Below are 15,092 nucleotides of genomic sequence, written 5' to 3' on the forward strand. Positions count from 1 at the left end.
AGTCTTTATCTGTCTCACGTTCCCTGCATTTTGAAGCGTTCATCCAGGAATCTCCTCCAGCCCGACCGAGAACTCCGGCAGGAGGAGACTCCTGGGTAAAGGTAATCCTATGCCACATGGCGCAGCGTTACCCTATTCGTCGGGTCGGCCACGTCATCTGCATTCTCGCATGCTGTGATAAATGCCACCTGGGCCCAAGGAATGTTCGCCGCAGCCATTCTCCGGGCAGCCGAGTTGACGTATCTCGCAGCATGATCTTTAGACCATTGCCAAGACCGACAGATCCTCGTGCCGATCGCCCAAGTCGCCGCAACAGGCCTCCCCCCACCTATAGGCCCCCGTATCGCAACGATCCTCCCTTCGATAGCACGATAGTAGACACCGGGCGCCCTTAAGGTAGCGCACAGATAGAGAAGTAGTGCATTGCGGCAAAGTTCCCTACCGCCTTCCTGCAGCTTGTTACCTGAATATATGAATCCGCTAAGGGGCTGCCCAAATAGGTGTAGGTCAGCGAAAGCGCCAATCCTACTTTCTAGCGCTTCGAGGCTCCATGCCCCAGACTGCGATCCGGCAAGGTGGAACACTAGTTCTCCTGGGAATAGGGGCGACATGATAACGACCCGATCCTGCGCCTGGTCGAATAGGACGTAAGCTTTGGTGTTCTTCTGGACAGTCGTCGCTGCGTCCCACGCCCGGGAGGGATCTGTCATGAGCCCCGGGTATCGTTGGCAATTTTTTAGGCGGTCATCACAGAAGAATACGTCCCCTGGGGATGGTGGAGCGGCCATAGTCAGATTGACTAACTGCGGGGCAGCGCTGCCCGCCGCGTCTGGCCCTTGCTCATCCTGGACTAACATAAACGGGCCCTGGGGAGAAGCAGACCCCAACCGCCAATCAGCCACTTTACGCATGCAGTTCTCAAGGAACTCCAATTCAGAAGCCGGGTTCTCGTGCCGGAGTTGTAGCCTTGACCGTACGGACTGCCGTACCTCTTCGTTCCGAAATGGCATCAGGCGGCCCTCCGTCGCAATTCCTGTAGGTAGAGGAAATAAAGCGCTACTTCCTCTCGTTTATTGGGGCGGCCCCCCGCCTCCTCGTAATCGGCTATCCATCTAGCGGCTTCCAAAACGCGGTTTGTCCCAGTCCGCTTGATCCAAGCACTGGATTTGTTTTGTAGGCTATCGTCCCGTAATAGGGCGTCTTCTGCAGCCACGTCTTCGGCGCTCATCTCGCCGATTTCCGAAAAACCTTTGCAAAGATCATGGGCGAAGCTGTAAAGACGCTCACTGGCAGGTGGTCGCCGGAGAAGCTCCACAAGCGCGAGCCCGGGTGAAGCTAAATCATACCTGTCATTTTCGAGACGCTTGTGCCCAGTGTTGTTCCTCCCGATGCGGCGACGCCCAAGATTTATTACCATGCCAGAAACAACCAGTCGCTCCACAGCTTCCTGAGCTTCAGGGTAATATGGGGCATCGTCAACTTTGACGATGAGTGGAACGGGCTGCTCCAATCCGTATACGGGTGTAAGCACGGCGCCGTAAAATAGTAGTAGATGAAGCCGATTGGCGTCCAACGGTGCCAGCCCAGTTCTACGCGCTCCAGAAAGCATAAATAGCAACCAAGTTGAAAGTCTCTCAAAGCCGCCACCGTAGCTGAGCTTTGCAAGGGTTTCTGGTTGTGATGCTTCGAGGGAAAAGTAGTTCGGCATCATGGGTAGCCCGCACCCTCGAGTGCTTCTTCAAACACGGCATCGTAATGGTCTTTGAATTTGGCGTAGGCGCGGGGCAACCGAGCAATATCGGTCAACCTCAAAATATGTCGGAGTCGATCAACTCGAGTTAGTGGGCTGGGGTGTTCAAGGTTATCCGTCCCCAAAAGGGCGGGAATCATGCGTTCGCCATTCAGATTGCAGGAGGCAAGTAAAACGTTTTGTTCGTGTTTTCCGAGAAACTCCCGGATTAGCGCGCCAGCTCGTTCGACGAATGGTGCGTCTAGGCTAGCCTCTGGCGTCTCGACCACCAGCATCGAGGGTTGATCAGTGCTGGCAACTTCAAGTAACGCCATTCTGAAGGCGAGTTCGATGAACTCGCGCTGAGACTCTGAGACCTGCTCGTCGCCGTCCCGAAGCATGGGAGGGCCTTGATCGCCTGACGTCATCTGCACTCTGAAAGTCGGCCATTCAATCTCTGGGTCTTCCTGGGCGACCCTGCCTCGGCGCATGTCAAACACCAGCTGACATTCTTCAATAAGGAATTCGTTAGCGTAGTGTTGGAATGCTTGTATCAGTTGCCCCCTCACCTCATCGATGCGAGCTGATGCAGAGATTACCAGTTCTTCGTGGAAACGAGCCGTCTTTTCGAGTTCTGCCTTATAACCTTTGATTCTTGCTTCGAAGAAATCCCGTTCCTTCTGGAGTTCGGACATCTGCTCTTGGTCCGGGAATGTTGCCTCGATTTGGATGAGTTCCGCCCGCTTGGCCCTGATAACCTCAGTCAAACGGCCGCAAGCCATCACTAGTTCGTCGTACGATGCAGTTAATTGACGATGTTTCTCTTCCATCTCCCGAAGCTGCAACTGACAGGCCTGAAGCGCTTTTTGGGCACCCAACAATTCCTCAAGCCGCCTTGCTACGAGCCCTTCGGCTTCAACCGGCATATCGATGTGCGACTCGCACACCGGACATTGATGAGCTTCAAGCAGGGCCGCCGCACGCTCCCTTACTTTTGGAGTGCCCGTCCCGCATACCTTGCACCCCTCTTCCGCGAGGATTGCTTCAATGTACACGTCTGCCGGCGATCGGATTGAGTGGAAGGCTGCATGATAATGATCTGCCTCAGCACGTGTCGCACGCTCTGAGGCTTTCATGACATTGTGTCGCTGCAGTAGCAGCGCTGGTCCAGACTGCTCGATTAGCTTTTCAATTTCAATCAATTCATGCTTTGTAATCTCAAAGGAATCCTCCGCGTCCTTAATCTCGCGGACTACAAGCTCGCGGCGCTTGACCAATGCTGGCGTTGCTTCTTTCTTTAGCTCTTCATGTAAGCGCTTTTCGGCGGACCCTGCTTGCCAACGAAAATTCCTATAGGCGCTGTCAAGTGCCAGCAAATCGTTCCTGGACTTAGCAATTTTTTGCGATAATTCTTCATCAACAAAAAGAATTCGCAGAGCTACAAATTGCCCTGCAGGGCGCCAAACGAGAGAAACCTTACCCTCAAGGAAGAATATTAGGTTACGGACTAGGAAGTCAAACTCGTAATGCCGCTGCTCATCATAAGCGATGGATTCCGAAACCCCTGAAAGCTTGCATAGGTGGCCAAATATTTCTTCCTCACTCGGCTGATCAACGCGAAAACCGTTGAGAGTGTACCACTTGGGTCTAAGGTTCTTTAAACGCCGACAGATGGTCACCTCATCGGTACCGAACTGGAATGTTGCTGCAATTTCCGCCTCTTCGGCTCCATCAGTGACGCGCTGGGCGAAGAAGGGGAACTTCGAGCGAAATGTGAGCCCAGACTGCTTTCGCCCTGGTTCGTCTGCTTCGGCTTTGCTCGGGTCCCAAGGACCGAGCAAAGAGCGCATTACCATGTTTAGTAGGGTCGTTTTGCCGACACCGTTAATACCAACAGCCACGTTGACGCCGTATTGGAAATGCTTTTCGAACCCCGCGTTTGCACGCACTCCGGGGTATAGGTCGTATCCATGGACCGCAATGTGACGAAGAATCGGAAATTTGATGCGTGCCAATCTTGCGGTCCTTCTGTTCGCTGCCCACTGTCGGGTCGCATATGGTTGTATGTAGTGGGTCCCACTCTCCATATCGGATATGCGTAGCACTTCTGTCCGAATCATGCAAATCTGGAGGAATCTTAGAGCCAGTTCATTGGGTGAAGCGGCCCTTGGCCGATCCAAATTGTAGAATTTGGATATAGTCCTGTAATGCGCAATGAATGAAAAAGAAATAATTTGCTAGAAAATGGGTTGAGCAACATGGGTAGCCAAGTAACGGGCTCGAAATGCCGTAAATGTGGCGGAAGTAACTTTGGATATTGGACGCCAAGCAGTGGTGCCCGCTCAAAACGTTATTGTAGGAGCTGCCGTCAGTTTCGTGCTTTACAGTATCGATTGCGCGCCATGAAAAATGGTGGCTCGCATACCGCAGCAGAGTGGAGCAAAAAGATTGCCTTATATCCTGCGTGCCCCGGCTGCAACATACTTTGGACTGAAATACCACCACGTCCAAACGCTAGATACAGGCATAAATGGACAAAAGATCACATAATCCCGCTAATGTTAGGTGGGAGCAACAATATTAATAATGTTAGGCCATTATGTTATAGATGTAATTTTAAAAAGGGGGCGAATATTATTTTTGATGAACTGGGTAAGGATGACGCTTTTTGAGAAATATTTCTGGTATAATATGATCATATCGATGCTTATGTAGAAATAAACTCGTAGTGATTTCGGAACGCACGTGTGCAGCTATAGTGGTTTCCACGTCTTCCTTCTTTCGCTTGGAGCGATCCATGGCAAGTGTTCCATCAGTTCCGTGTCAATAGCTTCTTTTCCACTTGTGATCGCAGTCTCTGCTGCTGCGGTCATTAGCTTCCAAGTTTCGCCCGTTAGACCTTCGCTCATGGTATGAAAGCGGCTCACAAGCTGTCGAGAGTGGAAGTTACTTTCCTGCTGCAATCCCATGGCCTCGCACAGGCGGGCCAGGAAAAGAGCGTAGTCCTTGCCAATGGTCCATCTTGGGATATGGAAGGGCTCGAATCGGTTGCCGAGCTGCTGGTCCGTCTGGAAGGTGCGCAGGGCGTCCTGAGTGCCGACGGCTACGATGGGAATGCGCAACTCGTTGCTCAGGGCCTTCACCGAGTTCAGGAAAATGCTGCGCTGATCGACCTTGCCGGCAAGGATGTGGTGAATCTCGTCAATCACGATCATGCGCACGCCGACCTGTGGCAGCAGGCGCAGTACTTGGTCGTATTTCCGGTCGGCGCGCGCAGTGGCAAGGTATGGGGCATTCAGACGGCGCAGGAATGCGTCGTAGAGGCCGCCGATGTCGGGATGTGCGGGGGCCTGGACCATCAGCACAGGGACCTCTGCACATTCGCCGGCATCGCTTTCGGCCGTTCCGTTTATGTCGCGGGCAAATTTTAGGCAAACAGTCGTCTTGCCGTTGTTGGTGTCGCTGTAGATCAGGCAGCACGGCGGCCGGTGGGTCTGGGGACCGTCGATCAGCTTGGTCAATCGCTCGACCGCCGCTGTCGCCACTGGGTAGTCGATCCACCGGACTTTCCGGATAGAGCGTAGACGCTCATGCAGTTCCCAGCTGGGATCATCCGGAGGAGGCACTGAGACAGCGCCGTTGGGGTGAGGCTGTGGGACGCTTACCATTCTTCCACCCCTGTTTTCACGTCGTGCTCATCGAAATCAAAGTCGAAATCCGAATCGCTGCCCCGCGGTTTGCCCCGGTCGGGCTTCACGGCCGAAGCCGTGTTGTCCACGACAAGCGAGAGGTGGCCGTCGTTACGACGGTCGTCTGAGGGTGGATCGGGAGAGGGCGCGGGAGGCAGCGCGATTTCGGCATGGTGCTTCTTGCGTTCACGGTTCCGCCGCTTGCGCTTGGTTTCCTTCTGGGCTTCCTCCTCAATCCGCAGCATTTCCTGGCGAGCTTCGAAGATCTCGTCCTCATTGGCGCCCTTGATGCCGCGGTCGCTCAGGAACTTTTCGGCCGCCCGATATTCCCAGATCGAGATCGACGGCTTGGTCAGGTCGCGGTAGGGCACTTCGAAGTACTCGTTCTGGTCGGAGTCGAGCACGTAGACGCGACTGATGTCGGTGGGGTCGCGCCGCACCACGAACTTGCGCTTCTGCCGGCCGAGAGAGACGTTGATCCACGGACGGATCACGTCGCCGTAGTAGGCCACCTTGTCCCAGACGATGCCGTCGCGCTGGACGGTCCGCTCTTCAAAGGGCAGGAAGTCGATCCGCAGGCGTCGCGGATCGGATACTGGCTCCGGCAAGCCGGTTCCCTTTTGCCTCCCGTTGCCGAGGATCCCCTCGCGCCACCTTTCGATCGGCGGCATGCCGATGCCGCGGTGCTCGCGCTTGTGGTAGACGCCGACGATGAACTGTACCAGCCACCGCCGGATTTCCGGCAGGGTCATAATTGACCGGGCGTCCGAGTCGTACTCGCCGCGCTGCTTCGGGTTCGCGAAGGTGGTGCCGGGCAGGGCGTGGATTTCCTTCGCCACAGTGCCCATCAGCCGCTCGATATGACCGCCGAAATGCGGGGTGCGCACCGGCCGCCACTGGATGTCGATACCGTACTCTTCGCATGACCGCTTCAGCGTGGCGCTTCGGAAGTCCTTTCCGTTGTCGGCGTGGATCTTCGTCATGATACCCCAGACCGGCCATTCGCCCTTGATACCGAGCCGGTCGAGTTCCGCTTCCTTGGGCAGGAAGGCGTGGCACAGGCACAAGCCGACGCCGAATGCGCTCGGAGCGTCCAACGAGATGTGATAGCCGACAACCATGCGGCTGAAGACGTCGATCGCCAGGGTCAGCCAGGGCCGGCCAATGGGCTGCCGAAACTCCTCGTCCACCAGGATCAGGTCCAGGAGGGTGTGGTCGATCTGGACAACGTCGAGTGGCCAGCGTCCCTCTGGGAACTCGCCTTTCACCTCTCCGTGCTTGTCACGCGCTTCCTTGCGTCCGCGACGCTTGGCTAGGGCATCACGTGGATGGACTGCACGGAGCCGCTTTCGGATCGAGTTGGCGTGCGGCGGTTTGAGACCGGCGGCGCGGCAGCGGCGCTCCACCTCCTCAATCGCCTTCGTCCCACTGCGCTGCTGACGGGTCAGGTAATACTCGTCGATCACGCTTTGAATGATCGTCTCCACCTTCGCGTCGAGTCTGGACGGCATTGCCCGGCCACGACGCAGCGGTGCGAGGTAGGAGAGCTGACCGCCGTCACGGTAGAGCTTGATCCAGCGGAAGAGGGTGGCCGTGCTGATACCGGCGGACTTTGCGGCGGCTTCAACGGCCTCCGTACGGCCTTCGGGCACGTCGAGCAGGGGTTTGATAATCTCCATCCGTCTTTTGGCTTCGGCAAGGCTCTGCTCATCCTTGGGCCTTGGTGAAGACCGCCGTGCTGCCTCGACCTCCTTCGGTTCCGGCGATTGGAGGTCGGTCACACTGACGACATCGGTCTCGCCGGTGGTGTCCTCGATCAGCACCGAGGTCGGCGTGACAGCCCGCACGATGGTCCAGACGCGGTCGCGGTGGAGCACCTTCGACTTCGGGCGGTAACTGAGCTTGGCGGCCATGCGCACCCCCCTTACGCCGTCTGCAGCACGGTGTTCATGGTGAGCGGACAATCGAGGTCCGCGGTGATCCTGCCCGTTGCGACCAGATGCCAGAGACATGGCAGGCCCAGTTGCTGCTCGCTCAACGTCGTGAATGCCGACCGGAGCAGATCACCAGCCGCCGTCGTCGTGATCGCGTTCAGCGCGTCCAGCAGTCGCCGGCATCGGCCGGGATCGGCAGGCCGATGCCGGTACTGCAGGAGGAAGCGAGCATTCTCCAGCCGCGGCGTCCGGATCGCCGTCTCCGTCACCACCTCGAAGGCCCATCCCCGAGCGGCGGCATACTGACGGGCAGCCTCGAAACGCGCAGCGTAGCGCAGAGCCTTGCGGTCAAGTTCGGCTTGGTACTTCACTTCAACGAGGCGGGCCGATGGACCACCTGGCCGGTAGAGCACCAGGAAATCGGGGGTGTAGTGAGTATTGCGACCGCTCGGCGCCGTGTAGTCGATGCGCACCGGCTGTTCCTCGACGCTCTCGACCGTCGGGTCGAAGAGATGGAGGATAGCGAAATCACGCTCCAGCGACGATTCGAAGGCAAGGGCCGGCTGATTCGGTCGGGACGCCAGACGCCCGGTGACGCTGCTGTGGCTCAGGGGTATAGAGCGGACAGGCATTGGACCGCGCTCCATTAACCATATGGAATATTCTGATATGAATCACGGCTTCGGCCGTCGGTCAAGCGCCGGTTGTATTTCCGTGTGGTGATTCAAGTGCGCTCCGCAGAGCCTTTTCGACCCAGGCAGCGACACTCTCGCCGGAACGGTTGGCCGCCTCGCGTGCCGCGAGCCGTATGTCGCTCGATACCCCGTCCAGCTTCCAGTATCGGCCCTGGCCGTAAGGCGTGCGGACCGATGCGGGCTCGGCTAGCGAGCGGTGCGCCGTCGGCTTGACGCCAAAAAGGTCGACCAGCGCGCGGAATGTCGGTTGTTGCTCATTCCCCCGCAGATAGGCCATTCCGGCGCGCATCTCGTCCTCGGTGACCGCGCGCACGGTCTCGCTCAGGTTCCATTCCACAGCGTGGGCGAAGGCGAAGGGATAATGCCGGTCTCCCTTGATCAGATGACGGTTGGTGACACCGACACCCCGACAGGCGTCGACGAACCGATTCGGCCAGTCCGCCAGCAGTTCGGCCGTCATGTTGAGCAGCTCGTGCCGGCACCGCGTGTTCAGTAGTTCTACCTGCTTGATCCGGGGCACGTTTGGCGGAGAGTCACCACGCCGGGCTGCGATCCAGGTTCGCAGCGGGTCGGCGTGGCGGCCGGTGGCGAGCAGCCGGAACACCAGCATGAGCACCCGGAAGTAGACGAAGGAGTAGACAGGTCCGTATGCGCCAAGGCTCGTCCAGCCGGTCGCGGTGATGTCGAGGAGCTGTTGCTGGCGCTCCAGTTCCGAGGCATCGGGCAAAGCGTCCTGAGGCGCTCGTGCGAAATCGGTACCGCATTTCCAGCAGCGGACGCCCTTGTCGGGGATGGTGCGCAGGATCTGCACCGGCTCGCCGCAGCCGGTACAGCGGTCGATCAGGAGCTTGCGGTGCCGGGGGCAGGCCGTCACGAAACCGAGACGCCAGGAGAGCCGAAGATAGGGGACGGTGTCCTCACTCAGGCAAGCCGGGCAGACCTGCTGGCCGAAGGACCGCTTGGAATCCTCGGTGCCGGCCAGTGGCAGCCAAGCCAACTTGTTGCGGCCGTCATCTTCCTCGAAGACGAGGCCCGCCCAGCGGATGAAGGTGGCCTGCCGCAACGCCTCCGGATCGACCCCGGTGCGCTCGGCCAAGGTGACCTGGAGGTCTGGCTCCACGTAGCGGTCGAGGTCGCGTGGGCGCGGATGGGCGCCGGGCTTGACCAGCCGGTAAAGCTCGGCCGGGTACAGGCCATTGCCGGCGGCGAGCCGGGCAAACCAGGAGGAGAAGGTCTCGTCCGGCAACAGCGCCGGGCGCCAAGGCCACAAACCGCTCGTCGTCCACACCATGTCCGGCCGCCTCCGTCGTCCGTCGATGCCCAACATCGGTATTCGACGGCGCGGGTCTTTGCCACGGAGCAGGAGGTCAATCGGAATGCGCGATGGAACGAGCCCCGGTCGGGGCGGCGCAGAGTGCGCGCGGTAACATCAATAGATGCGAGTATCCGGCAAGCGTCTCCGAAGTGGCCGGCGAAAGGACATTCGGGACGATGTTCGGCCGCAAGGCGCTAAGCTATTGTCGTCGTGACGTATTTTGCTTTACCGAGCGAGCGCAGCTCGCATCTAAAGCTGTCAACTTCTCACCTATAGCTGTTAACTCGCATCTATAGGGGGAACTGACATTGCGGTTCAGCGCGGACAGCTCCTCGTACAGATGCACGTTGTCGAAGCCGACCGCGACCTTGGAGCAGAATACCTCCAGCAGCCGCCGCTCGTCCTCCGTCAGGGGGCGCCGGTGGCTGATGTGGAACACCGTGTCGTGGTGCCGCGAGGTGGAGCGGAAGACCAGCAGGCTGCGCTCCCGCTCATAGCGGTTGCGCCCGTCGGTCAGCGCCTGGGTCACCGCCTCCGCCGCCTCCGCCGGCAGGGCGGCGCGCACCGGCTTGCCCTCCGCCGCCGCATGGATGCCGCCGGCCCCCAGGACCAGCGGGTCGCGCGCGGCACCACCGGTTTCCTCCTCCGTCCAGCGGCTGCACAGGGCGATCCCTTCGCAGGGCGGGCAGATCTCGGTGATCTTCGACACCGCGCCGCGGACGAACTCCGCCATGGTCCGCTTGTCGAGCAGGGCGGAGGAGGCGTCCAGGATGCGCTCCAGCCCCTGGCGGTGCTCCTCGATGGCGGTGATGTCCTGATAGCCGCGCAGCGCGGCGACGACCGAGGTGAACAGCTTCTGCGCCGTCAGTTCCGTCTTCGATTTGTAGTCGTTGATGTCGTAGTTCAGGATGACGTCGCGTTCCGGCGCCTGCCCCGGCTGGCCGGTGCGCAGGATGATGCGCACCCGCCGGTTGTTCAGCTCGTTGCGGATCATGCGCACCAGCCGCAGGCCGGCGTCGTCCGATTCCATGACGACGTCCAGAAGCACCACGGCGATGGCCGGGTTCTGCTCCAGCAGGCTGCGCGCCTCCGCCGCGGTGCCGGCGGACAGGAACTGCGCCGGGCGGCCTTCGAAGGTGAAGCCGCGCAGGACCATCTTGGTGGTCGCGTGGATCGCGGGATCGTCGTCGACGATCAGGATGATCCATGGATCGACGGGCTCCGGCGCCGTTTCCCTCGCCGTGTCGGCCTCGATACCCGGCTCGTCGTCGGCGAAAAGAAACTCGTCGCTCATCGAACTCCCTCCGCACCGCCGGCAGCTTCCGGTCGCGGGAGGATATCACAGGGCCGCCGCGCGTGAACATGCTCCTGCGACCCGCCGCAACCCTTCATCGGCAAGGCACCGCGGGCAATGACAACCCCAGACTGCGCCCTGCCCCGCCCGTCCCTTCAGCCGCCCGTCCCGTCAGCCGCCGTGGTCGCCACCCGCGGCATCGGCGTTGCAGAAGCGGCGCAACGCGTCCAGGTCGGCGACGGACACCGTCCCGCCCTGTGTCTCCACCCCAACGCCGCGCAGCTTCGCCAGCGCGCGGGAGAAGGTTTCCGGCTGCATGCCGAGGCGCCGAGCGATCAGCGCCTTGTCGAAGGGCAGCGCGAAGCTGGTGGCGCCGCCGCCCTCCGGACAGAAGCGCAGCAGGAAGCTGCCGACCCGCTGGGCGGTCGGCTGGACCTGCAACTGCTCGATCTGCTGGACGAGATGGCGCAGCCGCACCGACAGCGACCCCAGCATGGCGAAGGCGATCTGGTCGTCCTCGCGCAGGCAGCGGGCGAAGCCCTCCGCCGTCAGGGTCATGACGCGCGAGTCAGCCACCGCCTCCGCGCAGACCGGAAACTTGCCGCTGGCGAACATGGCGGCTTCGGCGAAGGTCTCGCCGGGGGCGACGATGGTCACCACCGCCTCCGCCCCGTCGCGGGTCAGGCGGTAGAGCTTCACCCAGCCGTCGAGCAGCGCGAAGAAGCGGTCGGCGCCCTCGTCCTGAACGAACAGGGTGGTGCCCCGCGGCACCGTGCGCACCTGCGCGGTGCTGACGAGAAGTTCCAGAGAGCGGTCGGGCAGGCGCCCGAACAGCGCGTTGGACCGCAGCGTTGCGGCGTCCTGGGGCCGGAAGCCCGGCGGATCGTTCCTCATGCCTTCCCTCACCTCTTCACCCTCTCCCACAGTCCCGGTACGGGCACCCGGTCGGCAGGACCTTCCGCCACACCGGCGATGATCGTTCCGCGCCGCCAGCAAGCCCCCGGACACCGCCACGGTCCAGGACCCGCCAGGTCCGAACCACCCAGGCACTGTCGCAGCATGCACAAGGTTTGGGCAAGATGGGGATTCATCGCAACGGTGCGGATGCCTTTGACCTTGGCATCGGAATCCCGGAAACGAACCGGGGCGCCCCCTTGCGGAGGCGCCCCGGCCGATCTTCAGAGAGGCTGAAGACGGTTTAGCGGTACTCGACCTTGCCGGCCTCAGGACCCTTCTGGCCCTGGCGGACGGTCACGCGCACCTGATCGCCTTCCTGGAGCGACTGCATGCCGGAGCGACGCAGAACGTTCACATGGACGAAGACGTCCTTGCCACCGGTGCTCGGCGTGATGAAGCCGAAGCCCTTGTCGGCGTTGAACCACTTGACGGTGCCGTCGACCTCTTCGCCGCCGCCGGCGTCGTTGCCCCAGCCGCCGCGGTCGTAACCGCCGCCGCCGCCGTAGCCGCCACGGTCATAGCCGCCGCCGCCAAAGCCGCCGCCGGCTCCCGTGCGGGCCGGACGGGCCGGAGCGCGGGACGCGGTGGACGTGTCCACGGATTGAATGGAAGCAACCTGCGGGCCCTTCGGGCCGCGGGCAAGGTCGCAAACGATGGTAGCGCCTTCGTCGAGCGCGTCATAGCCGGCGGCCTGAACCGCGGAGACGTGCAGGAAGGCGTCGGGCGAACCGTCCTCGGGGGACACGAAGCCGAACCCCTTGGTGGGGTTGAACCACTTCACAGTGGCGGTAACGTTGGCCTTGGTGATCTCGGGAGCGCGGTAGCCCTGGCGGGGCGGGCGGTCGAACATGTGTCTTCAAGCTCATAAAGGATGCCGAATTATCTTTGTCACAGGGTACGAGCCGTCCGTCAAGCACGCCAAAGGCCAGACGCCCTTTCCTGCGACATTCGGCCAGGGGAAATCCGCCCGTTCGGAAGGGGTGCCGGTCCCGAAGACGCCCGGCGCTGCCCACGGTGACCTCCGGGCGTCCTCCCCCGCTCCGGCCCTGGGGAGAGTAGAGTTTCTTTCGCCAATTGAACAACTTAGGACATCCTCCACACTTTTCGTAAGAGGACGCGCCGCATACCGGGGCAGGCACCGCAAACGCCGCGCGCATACGTCTGTGACAAAATCCCGACATGGTTGTCTTCGCCAAGGGTCATAGAGGCGCCAGCCATTCCCCCAGTTTCGTCCAGCGCCGCCGCCCCTGCGTCCCACGCACCGCCATAGCGAGTGCGCGGCGCTGGCCGAGCATGACCACGAGCCGCTTGCCCCGTGTCACGCCGGTATAAATCAGGTTGCGGTGGAGCATCGTATAATGCTGGGTCACCACCGGAATGACGACCACCGGGTATTCGGAGCCCTGGCTCTTGTGAATCGTCGTCGCGTAGGCGAGGACGATCTCGTCCAATTCTCCGAAATCATAGGTCACCGGACGGCCGTCGAAGGTGGCGGTCAGCACGCCTTCTTCGGCGTCAACGGCGGATACGATGCCGAGGTCGCCGTTGTAGACCTCCTTGTCATAGTTGTTCTCGACCTGCATGACCTTGTCGCCGGGCCCGAAGGTCCAGCCGAATCGCTCGACTCGGGACTCGCCCGGTGGGTTCAGCACCCTCTGCAATTCGATGTTCAGCGACCGCGCGCCGAGGCCGCCGCGGTTCATCGGGCAGAGGATCTGCACGTCGCGCACCGGGTCGGCGCCGAATCGGCGGGGAATGCGGTCGCGCACCATCTCGATCAGCTTCGCCACCCCGGCCTCCGGAGTCGCCGCCTCGACGAAGTAGAAGTCGCTGTCCTCCCCGGCCTTCGGCATCTCCGGCATCTGCCCGGCGTTGATGCGGTGGGCGTTGACGATGATGCGGCTGGTCGCCGCCTGCCGGAAGATCTCGGTCAGCCGGACCACCGGCACCGCACCGGAGCCGATCACGTCGCCCAGCACCTGCCCCGGCCCGACCGAGGGCAGTTGGTCCACGTCGCCGACGAGCAGGAGGGCGGCCCGCCCCGGCACGGCGCGCAGCAGGGCGTTCATCAGCGGCACGTCGACCATGCTGGTCTCGTCCACCACCAGCAGGTCGCAGTCCAGCGGGTTGGTCTCGTCGCGCTTGAAGCCGCCGGCCTGCGGATCGGTCTCCAGCAGGCGGTGGATGGTCCGCGCCTCCAGGCCGGTGCTCTCGCTCAGCCGCTTGGCGGCGCGCCCCGTCGGGGCGGCCAGCGCGATCGAGACGCCCTTGGCCTTCAGCACGGTCAGGATGCTGTTCACCAGCGTCGTCTTGCCGACCCCCGGCCCGCCGGTGATGACCAGCAGCTTCGACGTCGTCGCCTGGCGCAGCGCCTCGCGCTGCCCCTCGGCCAGAGTGATCCCGGCCTTCGCCTCCACCCAGGGAATCGCCTTCTCCGCGTCGATCTCCGGCCAGGGCACGGGGCCGCCGGCCAGCCGGCGCAGCCGCTCGGCGATGGTCTGCTCCGCCCGGTAGAGGCTGGCCAGGAACAGGCAGGGCTCCCCGCCCAGGCTGTCGGCGACCACCGCGCCGTCCTGCCGCTCCAGTTCCACCGCGGTCTCCAGGATGGAGGCGTCGATCTCCAGCAGCTTCACGGCCAATGGAATCAGCTCGGCCACCGGCACGCCGCAATGACCCTGGTCGGTCGCCTCGGCCAGCGCGTAGCCGATGCCGGCCCGCGCCCGGATCATCGCGGTCTTCTCGATTCCCAGTTTGGCGGCCACCGCGTCCGCCGTCTTGAAGCCGATGCCGCGGATGTCGCGGGCCAGCCGGTACGGGTTCTCGGTGATCAGCCGGATGGCGTCCGGCCCGTAGGTCTTGAAGATGCGCACGGCGCGCGAGGTGCCGACCCCGTGGCTGTGCAGGAAGATCATGATCTCGCGGATCACCTTCTGGTCGGCCCAGCCGGCGATGATGCGCTGCGCCCGCTTCGGCCCGATGCCGGTGACCTGCCGCAGCCGGTCCGGCTCCTGCTCGATCACGTCGAACACCGCCTCGCCGAAGGCCTTGACCATCTTCTTCGCGTAGACCGGCCCGATGCCGCGGATCAGACCGGAGCCGAGATACTTCTCGATCCCTTCCACCGTGGTCGGCGGAGTGGCGCGCAGGAAGTCGGCCTTGAACTGGAGCCCGTGGTTGCGGTCGTTCACCCAGGCCCCGCTGGCCTGCACGAATTCCCCGGCGCCGATGGTGGCGGCGTGGCCGACCAGCGTGACGAGGTCGCGCTGCCCGCGCACCTTCAGCCGCAGCACGCAGAATCCCGTCTCCGGGCTGTGGAAGGTCACCCGCTCCACCAGCCCCGACAGCGGTTCCCGCGGGGCTCCCGCCGCGGTGGAGGCATCGCCGGATATGCTCATGCCACCCAACATAGGTGCTGGCGGGCCTTTGGGGGAGTTCCCCGCGCAACCGCCGCAGCGCGGCAATTCGGAGGAAGACCGCGG

At 61.9% G+C, this 15,092-nt stretch carries 11 protein-coding genes; 1 reads left to right on the top strand and 10 read right to left on the bottom strand.

Features of this window, described 5'->3' with window-relative positions; genetic code table 11:
• Positions 1-1,009: 1,009 nt before the first annotated feature.
• Both H1Q64_RS01150 and H1Q64_RS01155 read right to left on the bottom strand, forming a co-directional pair.
• On the bottom strand, positions 1,010-1,711 hold the full coding sequence (locus tag H1Q64_RS01150; RefSeq protein ID WP_237904044.1) for a hypothetical protein: 702 nt from the start codon (positions 1,709-1,711) through the stop codon (positions 1,010-1,012).
• The gene (locus H1Q64_RS01155) at positions 1,708-3,744 is read right to left on the bottom strand and encodes a hypothetical protein (RefSeq protein WP_237904045.1); all 2,037 of its coding nucleotides are present in this window, start codon (positions 3,742-3,744) and stop codon (positions 1,708-1,710) included. The genes H1Q64_RS01150 and H1Q64_RS01155 overlap by 4 nt, the downstream gene beginning before the upstream one ends.
• 387 nt (positions 3,745-4,131) lie before the next feature.
• Between H1Q64_RS01155 and H1Q64_RS34070 the strand changes: the two genes are divergently transcribed.
• On the top strand, positions 4,132-4,401 hold the full coding sequence (locus tag H1Q64_RS34070) for an HNH endonuclease (RefSeq protein ID WP_269145393.1): 270 nt from the start codon (positions 4,132-4,134) through the stop codon (positions 4,399-4,401).
• 81 nt (positions 4,402-4,482) lie between these two features.
• Here H1Q64_RS34070 and H1Q64_RS01160 read toward each other — a convergent pair whose 3' ends face one another.
• The 8 genes from H1Q64_RS01160 to H1Q64_RS01200 all read right to left on the bottom strand — a co-directional run bounded on the left by H1Q64_RS01160 (position 4,483) and on the right by H1Q64_RS01200 (position 15,008).
• Positions 4,483-5,397 carry a TniB family NTP-binding protein gene (locus tag H1Q64_RS01160; RefSeq protein ID WP_237904046.1) on the bottom strand — a complete coding sequence of 305 codons (915 nt, stop codon included), beginning with the start codon at positions 5,395-5,397 and terminating at the stop codon, positions 4,483-4,485.
• Positions 5,391-7,331, bottom strand: a complete 1,941-nt coding sequence (locus H1Q64_RS01165) for a Mu transposase C-terminal domain-containing protein (RefSeq protein WP_237904047.1) — start codon at positions 7,329-7,331, stop codon at positions 5,391-5,393. Before H1Q64_RS01165 ends, H1Q64_RS01160 begins: the two co-directional genes overlap by 7 nt.
• 11 nt (positions 7,332-7,342) lie before the next feature.
• A complete protein-coding gene (locus H1Q64_RS01170; RefSeq protein ID WP_237904048.1) occupies positions 7,343-7,984 on the bottom strand; it encodes a TnsA endonuclease N-terminal domain-containing protein in 642 nt (213 codons plus the stop codon).
• Positions 7,985-8,045: 61 nt separating this feature from the next.
• Positions 8,046-9,338, bottom strand: a complete 1,293-nt coding sequence (locus H1Q64_RS01175) for a TniQ family protein (RefSeq protein ID WP_237904049.1) — start codon at positions 9,336-9,338, stop codon at positions 8,046-8,048.
• A gap of 223 nt (positions 9,339-9,561) precedes the next feature.
• Complete coding sequence (locus H1Q64_RS01180) at positions 9,562-10,656, bottom strand: DUF3369 domain-containing protein (RefSeq protein WP_237904050.1); 1,095 nt, start codon at positions 10,654-10,656, stop codon at positions 9,562-9,564.
• A 171-nt stretch (positions 10,657-10,827) separates the two neighbouring features.
• On the bottom strand, positions 10,828-11,550 hold the full coding sequence (locus H1Q64_RS01185) for a Crp/Fnr family transcriptional regulator (protein WP_237904051.1): 723 nt from the start codon (positions 11,548-11,550) through the stop codon (positions 10,828-10,830).
• Between the two features lie 304 nt (positions 11,551-11,854).
• A complete protein-coding gene (locus tag H1Q64_RS33755) occupies positions 11,855-12,463 on the bottom strand; it encodes a cold-shock protein (protein ID WP_269145348.1) in 609 nt (202 codons plus the stop codon).
• Positions 12,464-12,812: 349 nt separating this feature from the next.
• Positions 12,813-15,008 carry an ATP-dependent RecD-like DNA helicase gene (locus tag H1Q64_RS01200; protein WP_237904052.1) on the bottom strand — a complete coding sequence of 732 codons (2,196 nt, stop codon included), beginning with the start codon at positions 15,006-15,008 and terminating at the stop codon, positions 12,813-12,815.
• Positions 15,009-15,092 lie beyond the last annotated feature (84 nt).

It is taken from the genome of Azospirillum brasilense (assembly GCF_022023855.1).
GTDB lineage: Bacteria > Pseudomonadota > Alphaproteobacteria > Azospirillales > Azospirillaceae > Azospirillum > Azospirillum brasilense_F.